The following is a 14,590-nucleotide window of genomic DNA, read 5'->3' as shown; positions in this document are numbered from 1 at the left end:
GGGGCTCAACTGCCCGGCGCTCACCGCAGTTCAGCCGCTCACCAGGCGTTCAGCAGGACTTTCGCGACGGCGGCCGTGCGGTGACCGCACGACCGGCGTACGCCTGTGCCGCCGCGAAAACCACTCGAACCGGTGAGCAACTGCGCGTGGCGCGGGGCTACTTCTCGGTGTCGCCGTCGACGGGCTTCGCGCCTTCCTCCGAAGCCTCGCCCTTCTTCCCGGCGGCGGATTCGGCGGCCGCCCCGGCAGCCTTCCCCTCGCCCTCTTCGGACCCTTCGCCCTCCTCGGCGGACTTCTCGGCAGCCTCGGCGGCGGGCTTCTCGGCGCCCTCCGCGTCCGCCCCCTGCTCGCCCCCGTCCGTCTTCTCCTCGGCCTTACGGGCCCGCTCGGCCTTCTCCGTCTCGGCGGCGAGATTCGCCAGCAGTTCGTCGTAGATCCGTGCGAGCCCCTTCGGCGCGAAGGTCTTCTCAAAGAAGCCACCAATGCCGCCCGCGCCGTTCCAGACGGTGGTGACCGTGACCCGCGCGGCGCCGTCGCCGTTCCCCGGGGTGACGCGCCACGTGGTGACCATGGAGGAGTTGCGGTCCTTCTCGACCAGTTCTCCGTCCGTGGGCTCGGTGACGTCCAGCAGGCAGTCCCGGACGCGCTTGCTGGTCGCCTGGAGCTTCCAGTGGACGACGGTCCCCTCGCCGTCGCCGCCCTCCCGCACCTCGTACTCGCTGAAGTGCCCCGGCAGCAGCTTCTCGCGTACCTCGCCGTAGTCGGCGAGGGCATCGAACACGTCGTCCGGCCTGGCCGCGATCTCACGCTGGGTGGTCGCCTCGACCTGCGCCATTGCTCCTCCTGTCAGTGGATTACGGAACGGGGCGTTCAGCCAACCACCAACCCGCCACCCGCCAAAATCCGGCTTGACACAAGGGAAGGGAACATGTGTTCTATTCTAGGTTCGAGAGAGACGGACGACACGGGTGAGACACGGAGGAGGCCGCCATGCGCTGGGACGATCTGAGTGGCGAGGGACCCTCCGCGGCGCCCGCGCTGTTCGGTACGCACGCCGTCACCCGCACGTTCGACACGCCTGAGTTCCGCGGCGTGACCTTCCACGAGGTCCGCGCCCGTTCGATCGTGAACAAGGTGCCGGGCGCCTCACGCATGCCGTTCGAATTCACCGTGAACCCCTACCGGGGCTGCACCCACGCCTGCGTCTACTGCTTCGCGCGCAAGACGCACAGCTATCTGGACCTCGACACCGGGGAGGGCTTCGACTCCCAGATCGTCGTCAAGGTCAACGCGCCCGAGCTGCTGCGCAAGGAGCTGAGCGGCTCGCGCTGGCACGGCCAGCACATCGCGATGGGCACCAACGTCGATTGCTACCAACGAGCGGAGGGGCGCTACCGGTTGATGCCGGGAATCCTCACCGCCCTGCGCGACTACGCGAACCCCTTCTCCATCCTCACCAAGGGGACGCTGATCCTCCGCGATCTCGACCTGCTGCGCTCGGCCGCCGCCATCACCGACGTCGGCGTCTCGGTCTCCGTCGGCTTCACCGACGAGGAGCTGTGGCGCACGGTCGAGCCGGGCACGCCCGCGCCGGAACGCCGCCTCGACGTCGTACGCACCCTCGCCGAGCACGGCATCCCGTGCGGGGTACTGATGGCCCCCGTCATCCCCTTCCTCGGCGACTCCCCCGCGCAGCTCCGCACCACCGTGCGCGCCATCGCGGCAGCGGGCGCGCACTCCGTCACACCGCTCGCGCTCCACCTGCGCCCCGGCGCCCGCGAGTGGTACATGCGCTGGCTCGCCGAACACCACCCGCACCTCGTCCGCCACTACGAGGCTCTTTACGCGAACGGCCCGTACGCCCCCACCTGGTACCAGCGCCGCATCACGCGCCAAGTCCATGAGCTGGCCGCCGAGTACGGCCTCGGCCCGACGGCCCCGGGCGAACACCGCCGCGCCGAGATCCGCCCGGAGCCCGCCGGGGCAGCGGCCGAGGAGCGTTCCGAGGACCAGGACAACCCGCACTGCACGCAGCTCACGCTGCTGTAGGGACCTGTGCCGGCCGCACCGCCCGTGCCCGCCCGTGCCGCCCGCACCTCATCGCCGCGCTGAACGACAGCGTTTCGATACTCTTGCGTTTCGCTCGGCGCTGGGGGTACTGTCGTCGCGTACGACACCGTTTCGTTCGCCTCGTTCATCATCCGGGGCGGCCGCGGCAGACAGGAGTGCCCATGGCCGGACAGGCAGCAGCCTCCGCGGCTCCCGCCGCCGGACAGCGCCGCAGCAGACTCACCCCCGAGCGGGAGCAGGAGATCTACCACGCCGTGCTCGACTCGGTCCGCGAGGACGGGTACGACACGCTGACGATGGACGCCGTAGCCTCCCGCACCAAGTCCAGCAAGGCGACGCTCTACCGGCAGTGGGAGAGCAAGCCGCATCTGGTGGCCCGCGCGCTGCTGGCCGAGCAGCGGGTGACCCTCGCCGACATCGACACCGGGACGCTCGCCGGGGACCTCCACGAGATGCGGCGCCGCGTCAGCGGGGAGATCTACCGCGACACCGAGCTGCTGAGCGGCCTCGGTCACGCGATGCAGCGCGACACGGAGTTGGAGCGAGCGGTCCGCTCGGTACTCATCGAGCCCGAGGCCCAGTTCCTCGACTCGATGCTCCAGCGCGCCGTGGACCGGGGCGAGGTCGCCGAAGGCAATCCCGCCCTTGAGTTCGTCCCTCACCTGATGCTCGGCGTGATGGTGGGGCAGCGGATAATCGACGGCCGGGAAGCGGACCCCACTTTCCTGGAGCGTTACGTGGACGCCGTGGTCCTCCCCGCGGTCCTGACCACCTGACGGTCCCGCCGGGCCGACAGCGGCACCCCGGCACCGCACCCGCACCCGCACCCGCACCCGCACCCGCACCCGATAGTCGCCCGCTCTCTTGAGCCGATGGCATGGCATCGACGCCAATCGACGCCATCGGTGCGGCCCGTTGCGCCGTTTTTTCGGCTTATCAAGCTCTCTTCAGGCTCTTTCTATCCCTTTTTCCGATCCATCCCAGGGAGTCCCCCCGCCATGGCCACATTCCTCGCCCGAGTCGGCCGGTCGGCCTTTCGCCGACGCTGGCTCGTCATGCTGCTGTGGGTGGTGCTGCTCGGCGCCGCCGGAGCGGGCGCCGCCGGTGCCGGTACCGGCTCGTCCGCGATCACCATCCCGGGCACCGAGGCCCAGAAGGCCTTCGACCTCCTGGACGAGCGCGTGCCCGAGATGCACGCGGACGGCGCCACCGCGCGCGTCGTGCTCCGCGCCCCCGACGGCGAGAAGGTCACGGGTCCCGCGCAGAAGGAGCAGGTCGAGCGGGTCGTCGGTGACCTCAAGGCCAGCTCCGACGAGGTCGGAGCCGTCACCGACCCGTTCCGGACCAAGTCCGTCAGCAAGGACGGCACGACCGCGATCGCTCAGGTCTCCTACAAGGTCAAGTCCTTCGAGCTGGAGGACAAGGACCGGGACGCGCTCCGGCAGGCGGCCGAGGACGGCCGGAAGGGCGGGTTGACCGTAGAGATCGGCGGCGACGCACTCCAGCCCATACCGGAGACCGGCGCCACCGAGATCATCGGCGTCGGCATCGCGGCCGTGGTGCTGCTGATGACGTTCGGCTCGCTCGTGGCGGCCGGGCTGCCGCTGCTGACCGCGCTGATCGGCGTCGGCATCAGCGTCGCCGCCATCACCGCGCTGTCCGTGCCGCTGGACCTCAACAGCACCACGCCCACCCTGGCGATGATGCTCGGCCTCGCCGTCGGCATCGACTACGCGCTGTTCATCGTCTCCCGCTACCGGGCTGAACGGGCCGAGGGCCGCGCCCCGTTGGAGGCGGTCGGCCGGGCCAACGGCACGGCGGGATCTGCGGTGATCTTCGCTGGGCTGACGGTGCTGATCGCCCTCGCCGGGCTGTCGGTGGTCAACATCCCGATCCTCACCAAGATGGGCCTGGCCGCGGCGGGCGCTGTCGCCATCGCCGTACTGATCGCTGTCACACTCGTCCCCGCCCTGCTGGGCTTCGCCGGCGACCGGGCGCTCAGCCGCAAGGCACGCAAGGGGGCGCCGGAGGCCGGGACTCAAGAGGCCAGGAAGGCCAAGAAGACCGAGGAGACCGGAGAGACCGGAGAGAAGGCCACAGGCACGGGCGGCAAGCCCGCGCTGGGCACCCGCTGGGCGCGCTTCGTGCTGCGCCGCCCCGTCGCCGTCCTGCTGGCGGCGGTCGTCGGCCTCGGCATCGTCGCCGTCCCCGCCTCCAGCATGGAGCTGGGCCTCCCCGACGACGGTGCCCAGCCCACCGACACCACCCAGCGCAAGGCCTACGACATGATCGCCGAGTCCTTCGGCAAGGGCGCCAACGGCCCCCTGATGGTCACCGTCGACGCCCGTGGCAGCGACGACCCGAAGGCCGCGGCGGGACGGATCGCCGGGGACATCGAGGGCCTGGAGAACGTGGCGGCGGTGAACCCGCCGGTCTTCAACAAGGCGGGCGACACCGCCGTGCTCACCGTGCTCCCCAAGTCCGGCCCCGGCGACACGGCAACCGAGGACCTGGTGCACGAGATCCGGGACCGGTCGGACAGGGCCGAGGCCGACACCGGGGCCACGGCTCTGGTCACCGGTTCGACCGCGATGAACATCGACGTCTCGCAGAAGCTCAGCGACGCGATGATCCCGTATCTCGCCCTCGTCGTCGGGCTCGCGTTCGTCCTGCTGATCGTCGTCTTCCGCTCGCTCCTGGTGCCGCTCAAGGCCGCGCTCGGCTTCCTGCTTTCGGTCGTCGCCTCGCTCGGTGCCGTGGTCGCGGTCTTCCAATGGGGGTGGCTGGGCGGCCTGTTCGGGGTCGAGGAGACGGGCCCGGTGATGAGCATGATGCCGATCTTCCTGATCGGCGTGGTCTTCGGACTGGCCATGGACTACGAGGTATTCCTGGTGACCCGGATGCGGGAGGCGTACGTCCACGGGGAGTCGCCGGAGGAGTCCGTCGTCACCGGCTTCACCCATGGGGCACGGGTCGTGACGGCCGCGGCAGTGATCATGATCAGCGTGTTCGCCGGGTTCATAGGATCCAGCGAGGCCATGGTCAAGATGATCGGCTTCGGCCTCGCAGTCGCCGTCCTGTTCGACGCCTTCGTGGTCCGCATGGCGCTCGTGCCCGCAGTGCTGAAGCTGCTCGGCAAGTCCGCCTGGTGGCTCCCCCGCTGGCTGGACCGGGCCCTGCCACAGGTCGACATCGAGGGCGCGGCCCTCGCCGACGAGTCGGCGTCCAGTGCCGGACCCCGCGCCACGTCCGGCTCCGCATCCGGGGACGTGGGAGCGCAGGGCGGCTGGAAGGAGGACGAGAGCGAACTCGTGGGTGGCCGTGCGGGCGACCGTGGCTGACGGCCTCAGCGGCCCTCGCGGCTCCCGCTCCCCTCGCGCCTGAACTCCCGGACAGGGCCGTGCCGTGCCGTGCCGTGCGGAGCGCACCCGCCAGGCTGAATCCTTTTGCGCCGCCGACGCCTCTAGTTCGTGTACCGACGAATGAGTTCTTGTCCCGACGCACGTCGGGCCGGAAGCTGGAGGTTGTCGTGAGTGTGGGAATCGGTGTCGGAGTCGCCGTGGTCGTGGGCATGGTGCTGCTCTGCACCTGCGTGTTCGTCCTGAAGCGGAGGCGGGGCTCGCGTGGCTGACACGGGCTGGCCGGGTGAGCAGGTGATCGTCGCCGCGCAGGGCGGTGATGCGGAGGCGATCGCAGCTCTGGTGTCGGGCTCGCATCCGAACGTACGCCGCTTCGCGCGTTCTCTCTGCGCAACCCCGGAGGACGCCGAGGACGCGGCTCAGGAAGCCCTGATCATCCTGTACCGCAAGATCGGGCTGCTGCGGGCGTCCGGTGCGCTGGCGTCGTGGATGTTCCGCATCGTGCGCAACGAGTGCTTGCGCCGCGCACGGGCGCTGGCACGAGGCCGCCCACCGGCGGCACCGCTGGCACCGGACACCACCGCGGAGTCGGCAGCGGGGTCGGTCGTGGACTCCGCCGAGGACGAGGCGCTGCGGCGTATGGAGGCGAGCCGGACGGCGGAGGCCATCGCCGCGCTGCCGCCCGACCAGCGGCAGGTGCTGATCATGCGGGACGTGCAGGGGCAGAGCGGCCGGGCGGTCGCCGAGGCGCTGGGGCTCAGCACCGCGGCGATGAAGTCGCGCCTGCACCGCGCCCGCCGAACGGTGCAGTACACGCTCAGTACCGGAGGCCGATGATGACGGACTTCGCGAGTGCCTCCATGCCTCGGCATCTGCTGCGCGGGGCGGTGGGCTTCGGCGCGCTGATCGGCTCGGTCGCGCTCCTGCCGGCCGTCGGACCGCTCAGCCTGGCCCTGCTGCCCGTGGGAGTGCTGGCGCTCCGGGGGTGCCCGATGTGCTGGGCCGTCGGCCTGGCGCAGACCCTCTCCCGGGGCCGCCTCCAGCGCGCGTGCGGCGAGGACGGCCGGTGCGAGCTGACCGTCCCCGCGGGCCGCACCACCGGGCCGGGATAGGGGTTTTCTGATGGATCTCCGTGGAGGAAGGAGCGGCGTCCGGTGCGGCGAGAGTGCGTGCCGGGCGTCGCGACGCCGCGGAGAACCGTCAGAAGCCCTCTAGTCCTCCCTCGGAGGGGCGGCGTCGTTGCCGCGTCTGATCGTTCGGAGGGGACGGCCCGGGTTCCAGACGCGGAAGACGATCTCTTCGCCCTCGATCGACACCCGCGTGATCTCCTCGATCCGGGTCCTGAAGAGGTGGAACTCCTCCGGGATGTCGCCCTCCGGCGCGTGCGAGGCCCACTCCGCCAGCTCGTCGGGGGCCGTGACCTCGACCGCGTGTCCGGAGATCCGTGCGTCTCCCCCGTCCATGTCCGTGCCCCCGCCCGGGTTCGCGTGCAGCGAGAAGCGCGGGTCGCGGCGCAGGTCCAGCGCCTTCCGCGAGTTCGGCATCATCCCGAGCCACAGCTCGCCGCCCCGGAAGTCGGCCTCGATCCCCGTCAGCCGCGGCGCGCCGTCCGCGCGCAGTGTGCCGAGGACGTGGTGCCGGTACGCGCCGAAGCGCGCCTCGACGTTCTTCGCGAACTCCGGTTCCGCGGCCTGTACGCCCTGCCAGCTCATTCCGTTCTCCATACGCCCAGGCTTCCGCAGAATTCCGACAACCTCTGTCCGGTTTCCTGCGAAGCTCTCCCCCATGCGTGTAAGAGACATGACCGAGGCCGACATCGATAGCGTGTCCACGCTGCGCGTCCGTGGCTGGCAGTTCGCGTATGCGGGGCTGATCCCGCAGCCCGTGCTGGACGCCCTGAGCCCGGAGGAGGACGCCGCGCGCAGGCGCGAGCACCTCGCGGAGGACGGGAGCCCGCCCGTCCCGTCCCTGATCATCGAGGACGGCGGGGAGACCATCGGGTGGGCGTCCTGGGGCCCGTACCGTACGGACGAGTCGCCGTCTTCGAACGGGGACGCCGAGTTGTACGCCCTGTACGTACGCCCCGACCGCATCGGCACCGGCGCGGGCCGGGCCCTCATGACGGCCGTCCTCGACGCCGCCACCGCGTCCGGCGCGCCCCGCATCCTCCTCTGGGTCCTCCGCGACAACGCGAGAGCCCGCCGCTTCTACGAGGTGGCGGGCTTCACGACCGACGGCGAGGAGGCCGGATTCGAGATCGACGGCACGACGGTCCCCGAGGTCCGCTACGTCAGGACTCTTGCCCGGCACCCCTGAGCGCGGGCGCGGTCAGTGCCCGGTGGACGACGGCGCAGAGTTCGGCCATCTGGCGTTGCGAGACGTCGGCGGACTGGAAGGCCTGGGAGCCGTGGAAGGTGCCGGGCCACTGGCGGAGTTCGACGGACACGCCTGACTGGAGGAGGCGTTGGGCGTACTCGATGCCCTCGTCGCGGTTGGGGTCGAACTCGGCGGTCGCGAGGTAGGCCGGGGGCAGGCCGGACAGGTCGTCGGCCCGCGCGGGCGCCGCGTACGGGGTGGCGGGGCCGGAGCCCAGGTAGTGGGCCCACGACGCGGCCCGTACGGCGCGCGTGTTCCAGGGCGTGTCGGTGAAGTTCCGCGCCGACCACGTCTCCGAACGGTCGTCGAGGATGGCCTCGTTGAGGACCTGGAACGCGATCGGCGGTCCCTGCTCGTCCCGGGCGCGCAGGGTCACGGCGGCGGCCAGCGCGCCGCCCGCGCTGTGGCCGCCGACGGCGATCCGGGCCGGGTCGACGCCGAGTTCGGCGGCGTGCGCGGCGGTCCATTCCAGGACGGCGTACGAGTCGTCCAGGGCCGCCGGGAAGCGGTTCTCGGGGGCCAGCCGGTAGTCGACGGAGATCACGACGGCGTCGGTGCCGTTCACGAGCCGGGCCGCCGCGTGGCGCTCCGTGTCCAGGTCGCCGACGATCCAGCCGCCGCCGTGCAGCCAGATGAGGGCGCCGCCCGGGTGGTGGTGCGATGCGTGCGGGCGGTAGATCCGTATCGGGACGTCGACGTCGGCGGCGACGTCGGCGGACACCGTGCGGTCCTCGATCTCCATGCCCGCGGTGTCCGGCTCGGGCATCACGGCCGCGCGCTCCGCGTAGAACTTCCGGTAGGCCACCGGATCGCTCAGATCGGGCTCCGGCAGCAGAGGGATGAATGCTTCGAGTTCGGGATCCATGCCCGCCATCCTCGCGGCCCCGCAGCACGGGAGCATCCGCCAGATGTCGGGCATCTCGCCCCCGCCGCGCGCCGTTCGGCGCCCGGCCCGCGCCCGCCTGCGACGCTCTCCCCATGCGCGTACGGATCATGACCGAGGCCGACGTCGAGGCGGTGGCCGGACTGTACGCGCGGAGCTGGTGGTTCGCGTACGGCGGGATGGTGCCCGCCGCGTCCGCCGTGCCCGCTGTGTCCGCTGTGTCCGCTGTGTCCGCCGTGTCCGTCATTCCCGCCGTGCCCGCCGCCACTCCCGTGGAGCGCATGCCGACCGACCGGACCCGTCGGGTCGATCTCGTCGCCGAGGAGCCGGACGGCCGCGTCACCGGCTGGGTCTCCCTGGGGCCGTACGACGACAAGGGCGAGCCCGCACGCGCGACGCCCACCCCCGATGTGGACGGCGCGGTGCACACGCTCTACGTCGACCCGGACCGTATCGGCACCGGCACCGGCCGGGCGCTGATGGCCTCGGCCCTCACCAGCGCCTCGGCCCTCGGCTTCCACCGCGTACGGCTGTGGGTCGTACGGGACAACCACCGCGCCCGGCGCTTCTACGAGGCGGCGGGCTTCCACGCGGACGGGGCCCGCACACAGGTGCGGGTGGCCGGTGCTCCGCTCGCCGTCGTCCGCTGCACGTACACGTACCCCTCGCCTCCTCCGCCGTAGGAGAGGCTCGCGGATACGGCCGGACGTAGCGTTCCGCGTCCCGCCCGGCAACGGCAGGCTGTACCTCGCGAAGTCCACGAAGCCCCCGGGAGGCACCGGATGGACGAGCCCTACGCACTGGACGCCGCCGGAACCGACATCCACGCCGAAGGTGCCGCGCTGCGCGCCCGGGGCCGGGCGGCCTGGGTCAAGCTGCCGGGGGACGTCTGCCCCGTGCACGCGTGGGCCGTCACCGACCCGGTCCTCCTCAAGCGGCTGCTGGCCGATCCCCGCGTCTCCAAGGACGCCCGCCGGCACTGGCCGGATTTCATCGACGGGCGCGTCACCGGCGACTGGCCGATGATCATCTGGGTGGCGGTCCGCAACATGTTCACCGCCTACGGCGCCGACCACACCCGTCTCCGCAGGCTCATCGCACCCGCCTTCACCACGCGCCGCACCAAGGTGCTGCGTCCGCGGATCGAGGCCATCACGGAAGCGCTCCTCGACGACATGGCCCGGAGCGGGCCCGACGAGGTCGTGGACGTGCGCGACCGGTTCGCCTACCAGGTGCCCATCCGCGTCATCTCAGAACTCATGGGCGTCCCCGAGGCGTTCGCGCCCCGGTTCCGCACGTGCGTGGACGGGATCTTCGACACCACCCTCACCGCCCAGGAAGCGGAGGAGAACGGCAAGGCGGCGTACGCGCTCCTGGCCGAACTGGTCGAGCGGAGGCGGAGGGAGCCCGGCGACGATCTCACCAGCTTCCTGATCGCCGCGCGCGACGAGGAGGACGGGAGCGCGCTCGGCGAGCAGGAGCTGCTCGACACCCTGCTGCTGATGATCTCCGCGGGCCACGAGACCACCGTCAACCTTCTCGACCAGTCGCTCTACCACCTGCTCACCCGGCCCGAGCAGCTCGCGCACGTACGGGAGGGCCGGGCCACGTGGAGCGACGCGGCGGAGGAGACGCTGCGCGCCGAGCCCTCCGTCCCGTACCTGCCGCTGCGCTACCCCGTGGAGGATCTCGACCTCGGCGACGGCCTGGTCCTCCGGCGGAACGAGCCGATCCTCGCCGCCTACGCCGCCGCCGGGCGGCATCCGTCCTGGCACGGCGAGGACGCCGACGTCTACGACGTCACCAGGACGGACAAGTCGCACCTGGCCTTCGGGTACGGCACCCACCTCTGCCTGGGCATGTCGCTGGCGCGGCTGGAGGCCGAGATCGCGCTGCCCGCGTTCTTCGCGCGCTTCCCGCACGCCGAACTCGCCGCCGGCGACCCCGCCGAGGAGATCGAGAAGGTCAGCAGCTTCGTCTCGAACGGGCATACGCGCCTGCCCATGCGCCTCGGGCCTGCCGCCCGCTAGTCCGGCGCCTTGGGCGTCGCCTTACCCCGGTATACGCGCCCGTGCCGCCTTCGCCGACGGTGACAGCCGGTGGAGCTCCGCCGCCGCGTCCAGGACCGGGATCGCCCGGCGGTCGCCGAGCGCGCCCAGGCCCTGGACGCACGCCTCCGCGATGGGCCAGTAGTGCAGGGGCCCGATCAGCAGCCGCTGGAGGACGTTGATCAGCGTGGGGACGGACTCGGGGGCGCGCAGCGCGGTGAGGAGGCGCACGGGATAGAGCGCGTAGGCCGTGCGCAGCTCATTCGTGGCGAGTGCGGCCGCCGCCCTGGCCGTCCGGGGATCTCGGAGCCGTTCCAGCGCCTGTGCCGCCGTCGCGCAGCACACGGGATCCCTGTAGTTCAGCAGGAACACCAGCGTCTCGAAGGCTCTGCGGTCCCCCGCGCTGCCCAGCGCGAAGGCCGCGATCTCCCGCGCCCACAACGGGCGTTCGGTCTCCACGAGCACGGACGCGAGCTGGTCGCGCGCCTCCGGCCCACGCTGCCTGGCGAGCGTCACCAGACGTGCGTACTCGACGGGCTCGGCGTCGGGCCGCACCCGGTCGATCAGCGCTCGGAATGGGTCGCCCACTCCCGCTCCCCCTTACGTGCCACATGCCACAGCTCTGGAATTTGTCCTACCCCTGGCTTTCTGGTTACCCACTGGTTAAGGTGCTCATCAGAGCGGCACCCCCGCTCAGGCGGCCTGGTGACGCAGCCGCCGAGAGTGCAGTCGGTTCGGTTCGGCTCGTATCCCGCGCGTTCTGCGCGGTCAGCACGCCGGTGCCCCGGGACAGGGCACGGCCGTGAGTGCGGCGGCACACGCATGTGCACAGCACCCTCACCTCACCCTCGTCTGCCACGCCCCGGCAGGGGCCCGTGTCCCGAACTTCCTGGAGTCCCGTGATGGACCGTCCTGCCCTGCGCACCATCGCCGTTGTCGGTCTCGGCACCATGGGCACCGGCATCGCCGACATTCTCGCCCGCTCCGGTCGCGAGGTCATCGGCATTGACACGAACGACGCAGCCGCGCGGCACGCTGTTGCCGCCCTGGAGGCGTCCACGGCGCGCGCCGTGCGCCGGGAGCGCATGTCCGAGTCCGAACGCCGGGAGGTGCTCTCCCGCTTCCGCACGTACCCCGACATCGAGGCAGCCGCCGAGGCCGAACTGGTCATCGAGGTCGTGCCCGAGGACTACGACACCAAGTGCCAGGTCTTCGCCGCCCTCGACACCGTCGTCAAGCCCGGCACGATCCTCGCCACGGGCACCAACGCGCTCTCGGTGACCCGCCTCGCCGCCGACTCCGACCGCCCCGAACGGGTGCTGGGCCTGCACTTCTTCAACCCCGCGCCCGCGATGAAGCTCGTCGAGATCGTCTCGTCCGTGCTGACCTCGCCCGAGGCCGTGGCCACCGTGACGGAGCTGGCCCACGAGCTGGGCAAGGACCCGATCGCGGTGGGCGACCGGCCCGGATTCGTCGCGGACGGGCTGCTGTTCGGCTACCTGAACCAGGCCGCGGCGATGTACGAGGCCCGGTACGCGAGCCGCGAGGACATCGACGCGGCGATGAAGCTCGGCTGCGGGCTGCCCATGGGCCCCCTCGCGCTGCTCGACCTCATCGGCATCGACACGGCCCGTACGGTGCTCGACGCGATGTACGCCGAGTCCCACGACCGGCTGCACGCCCCCGCGCCCGTGCTGCGCCAGCTCAGCGACGCGGGGCTGACGGGCCGTAAGGCGGGCCGCGGCTTCTACACGTACGAGAGCCCGGGATCGGCCACCGTCGTCGCCGACGCCCTCACCCCCGACCCGGCCGGGAGCGGCGCGCACGGCCGTCCCGTCTCCTCCGTCGGGGTCGCGGGCTCCGGCACGATGGCGAGCGGCATCGCCGAGGTCTTCGCGAAGGCCGGGTACGACACGGTGCTGGTGGCGCGCGGCGCGGAGAAGGCGGAGGCGGCGAAGGCCCGTATCGCCTCCTCGTTCAGCCGCTCGGTCGACAAGGGGCGGATGACGGGCGAGCAGCGGGACGCGGCACTGGCCCGGATCACCCCCGCCGGGTCGCTCGACGCGCTCGCGGACGTCGATCTCGCGGTGGAGGCCGTCGCCGAGGACCTGGAGGTCAAGCGGCAGCTCTTCGCGGCGCTCGACAAGGTGTGCAAGGAGGGGGCCGTGCTCGCCACGACGACCTCCTCGCTGCCGGTCGTGGCCTGCGCCCGCGCGACCTCGCGCCCGCAGGACGTCGTCGGCATGCACTTCTTCAACCCAGCGCCCGCGATGAAGCTGGTCGAGGTCGTGCGCACCGTGCTGACCGCCGACGACGCGCACGCGACGGTCCGCGAGATCTGCGGGCAGATCCGCAAGCACCCCGTGGACTGCGGCGACCGCGCGGGCTTCATCGTCAACGCGCTCCTGTTCCCGTACCTGAACAACGCCGTGAAGATGGTCCAGGAGCACTACGCCACGCTCGACGACATCGACGCGGCGATGCGGCTCGGCGGGGGCTACCCGATGGGCCCGTTCGAGCTGCTGGACGTCGTCGGGCTGGACGTCTCGCTGGCGATCGAGCGGGTGCTGCACCGCGAGTTCCGGGACCCCGGCCTCGCGCCCGCGCCGCTGCTGGAGCACCTCGTCGCCGCGGGCTGCCTCGGGCGCAAGTCGGGACGGGGCTTCCGCGAGTACGCGCGCCGGTGAACCCACCGGTGAACCGACCCTCCGGGTGGGCGGGGCCTGCGGGCCCCGCCTGGGGCGGGCTGCTGGAACCCACGGGCAGCGGCCCGTCCCCCGAACCCGTCACAGCATGTAGCGTTCACCACATGCCAGAGCCCTCGAAGAACTCCCGTACGACCGCCTCTCGTACGAATGCCGCAGCCTCCCAGCGTCTCAAGATGCGGCGCGAGTTGGCGGCAGCGGCGACGGAGCTGTTCGCCACGAAGGGTTACGAGGCGACGACGGTGGATGAGATCGCGGCGGCGGCCGGTGTCGCCCGCCGCACCTTCTTCCGGCACTTCCGCTCCAAGGAAGAGGCGATCTTCCCGGACCACGACGAGACGCTGGTGCGCGCCCAGGCCGTACTGGAGGCCGCGCCGCCGCACGAGAACCCGCTCGACACGGTGTGCCGCGGCATCAAAGAGGTCATGAAGATGTACGCGTCCAGCCCGAAGGGCAGCGTGGAGCGGTACAAGCTGACGCGTGAGGTGCCCGCGCTGCGCGAGCGCGAGATCGCCTCGGTGGCGCGCTACGAGCGCCTGTTCACCCGCTATCTGCTGGGCCACTTCGACGAGGCGGCCCACCGCGACGGCGACGACGACCCGCTGCTCGCCGAGGTCGCCGCGTCGGCGGTCGTGACCGCGCACAACCATGTGCTGCGGCGCTGGCTGCGCGGGGGCGGGATCGGCGACGTCGAGGGCCAGCTGGACCACGCGTTCGCGATCGTACGGCGGACGTTCGGTACGGGCTTCGGCGCGAACCGGCCGTCGCGGCCGGCGCCTGCGGAGACGGAGCGTTCGGGCGAGGTCCTGGTGACGGTGACCCGTACGGACACGCCGCTCCCCGAGATCATGGCGACGATCGAGCGCGCCCTCGAAAGGACCTGACCGCCCCCTCTCCCTCAGCCCCTGTCCGACGTACCCACTCCGGTACGGCTGGACAGGGGCTGCCGCGTGCGGTGCCCGGCAGGCCGCCGCACTCGTCGTGGTCGCTCGCGCAGTTCCCCGCGCCCCTTCGGGGCGCATCCTCATCCTGACCTGCGATGATCGATCATCGCTCAGATGAGAAGTGATCCGGACAACTGAGAATTTTGGCACCGGGTGTCTTGTCGACTGGCACTGCGTGTCATACGGTGAAGTCAGTCCAGGGCGG

At 71.5% G+C, this 14,590-nt stretch carries 13 protein-coding genes and 1 pseudogene; 10 read left to right on the top strand and 4 right to left on the bottom strand.

The genetic code is table 11. The features are described from left to right. Positions 1-391 precede the first annotated feature (391 nt). Positions 392-835: pseudogene (locus tag ACGF3A_RS33450) on the bottom strand (SRPBCC family protein); the annotation flags it as partial. 155 nt (positions 836-990) lie between these two features. Between ACGF3A_RS33450 and ACGF3A_RS33445 the strand changes: the two are divergent. The 5 genes from ACGF3A_RS33445 (at position 991) to ACGF3A_RS33425 (ending at position 6,541) form a co-directional block, all read left to right on the top strand. Continuing rightward, positions 991-2,049: an Rv2578c family radical SAM protein gene (locus ACGF3A_RS33445; RefSeq protein ID WP_393734180.1), complete on the top strand. Its 1,059-nt coding sequence runs from the start codon at positions 991-993 to the stop codon at positions 2,047-2,049. A gap of 182 nt (positions 2,050-2,231) precedes the next feature. Next, entirely contained in the window at positions 2,232-2,846 is a 615-nt protein-coding gene (locus tag ACGF3A_RS33440; RefSeq protein WP_393734179.1) for a TetR/AcrR family transcriptional regulator, read from the top strand. A 222-nt stretch (positions 2,847-3,068) separates the two neighbouring features. Next, a complete protein-coding gene (locus ACGF3A_RS33435) occupies positions 3,069-5,411 on the top strand; it encodes an MMPL family transporter (RefSeq protein ID WP_393734178.1) in 2,343 nt (780 codons plus the stop codon). A 282-nt stretch (positions 5,412-5,693) separates the two neighbouring features. Further along, a complete protein-coding gene (locus tag ACGF3A_RS33430; RefSeq protein ID WP_393734177.1) occupies positions 5,694-6,266 on the top strand; it encodes an RNA polymerase sigma factor in 573 nt (190 codons plus the stop codon). Then, positions 6,263-6,541 carry a hypothetical protein gene (locus ACGF3A_RS33425; RefSeq protein WP_393734176.1) on the top strand — a complete coding sequence of 93 codons (279 nt, stop codon included), beginning with the start codon at positions 6,263-6,265 and terminating at the stop codon, positions 6,539-6,541. The genes ACGF3A_RS33430 and ACGF3A_RS33425 overlap by 4 nt, the downstream gene beginning before the upstream one ends. Positions 6,542-6,640: 99 nt before the next feature. Here ACGF3A_RS33425 and ACGF3A_RS33420 read toward each other — a convergent pair whose 3' ends face one another. Then, complete coding sequence (locus tag ACGF3A_RS33420; RefSeq protein ID WP_393734175.1) at positions 6,641-7,153, bottom strand: pyridoxamine 5'-phosphate oxidase family protein; 513 nt, start codon at positions 7,151-7,153, stop codon at positions 6,641-6,643. A gap of 61 nt (positions 7,154-7,214) precedes the next feature. Between ACGF3A_RS33420 and ACGF3A_RS33415 the strand changes: the two genes are divergently transcribed. Continuing rightward, entirely contained in the window at positions 7,215-7,745 is a 531-nt protein-coding gene (locus tag ACGF3A_RS33415; protein WP_393734174.1) for a GNAT family N-acetyltransferase, read from the top strand. Here ACGF3A_RS33415 and ACGF3A_RS33410 read toward each other — a convergent pair. Continuing rightward, entirely contained in the window at positions 7,720-8,670 is a 951-nt protein-coding gene (locus tag ACGF3A_RS33410) for an alpha/beta hydrolase (protein WP_393734173.1), read from the bottom strand. The two genes, ACGF3A_RS33415 and ACGF3A_RS33410, sit on opposite strands and share 26 nt — an antisense overlap. A 113-nt stretch (positions 8,671-8,783) precedes the next feature. Here ACGF3A_RS33410 and ACGF3A_RS33405 point away from each other — a divergent pair, with 113 nt between their 5' ends. Together ACGF3A_RS33405 and ACGF3A_RS33400 are read left to right on the top strand one after the other, a co-directional pair. Continuing rightward, positions 8,784-9,371 carry a GNAT family N-acetyltransferase gene (locus ACGF3A_RS33405; protein WP_393734172.1) on the top strand — a complete coding sequence of 196 codons (588 nt, stop codon included), beginning with the start codon at positions 8,784-8,786 and terminating at the stop codon, positions 9,369-9,371. Between the two features lie 99 nt (positions 9,372-9,470). Next, a complete protein-coding gene (locus ACGF3A_RS33400; protein ID WP_393734171.1) occupies positions 9,471-10,718 on the top strand; it encodes a cytochrome P450 in 1,248 nt (415 codons plus the stop codon). 21 nt (positions 10,719-10,739) lie between these two features. Here the strand turns inward: ACGF3A_RS33400 and ACGF3A_RS33395 are convergent, their stop codons facing one another. Further along, the gene (locus tag ACGF3A_RS33395; protein WP_393734170.1) at positions 10,740-11,324 is read right to left on the bottom strand and encodes a HEAT repeat domain-containing protein; all 585 of its coding nucleotides are present in this window, start codon (positions 11,322-11,324) and stop codon (positions 10,740-10,742) included. Between the two features lie 314 nt (positions 11,325-11,638). Between ACGF3A_RS33395 and ACGF3A_RS33390 the strand changes: the two genes are divergently transcribed. Then, complete coding sequence (locus tag ACGF3A_RS33390) at positions 11,639-13,423, top strand: 3-hydroxyacyl-CoA dehydrogenase family protein (RefSeq protein WP_393734169.1); 1,785 nt, start codon at positions 11,639-11,641, stop codon at positions 13,421-13,423. A gap of 122 nt (positions 13,424-13,545) precedes the next feature. Then, complete coding sequence (locus ACGF3A_RS33385; RefSeq protein ID WP_393734168.1) at positions 13,546-14,325, top strand: TetR family transcriptional regulator; 780 nt, start codon at positions 13,546-13,548, stop codon at positions 14,323-14,325. Positions 14,326-14,590 lie beyond the last annotated feature (265 nt).

The organism is Streptomyces sp. NPDC048172 (assembly GCF_043202595.1).
Taxonomy (GTDB): domain Bacteria; phylum Actinomycetota; class Actinomycetes; order Streptomycetales; family Streptomycetaceae; genus Streptomyces.
The sequence above is the reverse complement of the archived record's forward strand: the minus strand, read 5'-3'. Positions and strand labels throughout refer to the sequence as shown.

What these genes read in the sequence shown, in the direction of transcription:
- ACGF3A_RS33445 (WP_393734180.1), top strand. Translation starts at nt 991, where the DNA reads ATGCGCTGGGACGATCTGAGTGGCGAGGGACCCTCCGCGGCGCCCGCG.
- ACGF3A_RS33420 (WP_393734175.1), bottom strand. Translation starts at nt 7,153, where the DNA reads ATGGAGAACGGAATGAGCTGGCAGGGCGTACAGGCCGCGGAACCGGAG.
- ACGF3A_RS33440 (WP_393734179.1), top strand. Translation starts at nt 2,232, where the DNA reads ATGGCCGGACAGGCAGCAGCCTCCGCGGCTCCCGCCGCCGGACAGCGC.
- ACGF3A_RS33435 (WP_393734178.1), top strand. Translation starts at nt 3,069, where the DNA reads ATGGCCACATTCCTCGCCCGAGTCGGCCGGTCGGCCTTTCGCCGACGC.
- ACGF3A_RS33425 (WP_393734176.1), top strand. Translation starts at nt 6,263, where the DNA reads ATGATGACGGACTTCGCGAGTGCCTCCATGCCTCGGCATCTGCTGCGC.
- ACGF3A_RS33405 (WP_393734172.1), top strand. Translation starts at nt 8,784, where the DNA reads ATGCGCGTACGGATCATGACCGAGGCCGACGTCGAGGCGGTGGCCGGA.
- ACGF3A_RS33410 (WP_393734173.1), bottom strand. Translation starts at nt 8,670, where the DNA reads ATGGATCCCGAACTCGAAGCATTCATCCCTCTGCTGCCGGAGCCCGAT.
- ACGF3A_RS33415 (WP_393734174.1), top strand. Translation starts at nt 7,215, where the DNA reads ATGCGTGTAAGAGACATGACCGAGGCCGACATCGATAGCGTGTCCACG.
- ACGF3A_RS33385 (WP_393734168.1), top strand. Translation starts at nt 13,546, where the DNA reads ATGCCAGAGCCCTCGAAGAACTCCCGTACGACCGCCTCTCGTACGAAT.
- ACGF3A_RS33400 (WP_393734171.1), top strand. Translation starts at nt 9,471, where the DNA reads ATGGACGAGCCCTACGCACTGGACGCCGCCGGAACCGACATCCACGCC.
- ACGF3A_RS33390 (WP_393734169.1), top strand. Translation starts at nt 11,639, where the DNA reads ATGGACCGTCCTGCCCTGCGCACCATCGCCGTTGTCGGTCTCGGCACC.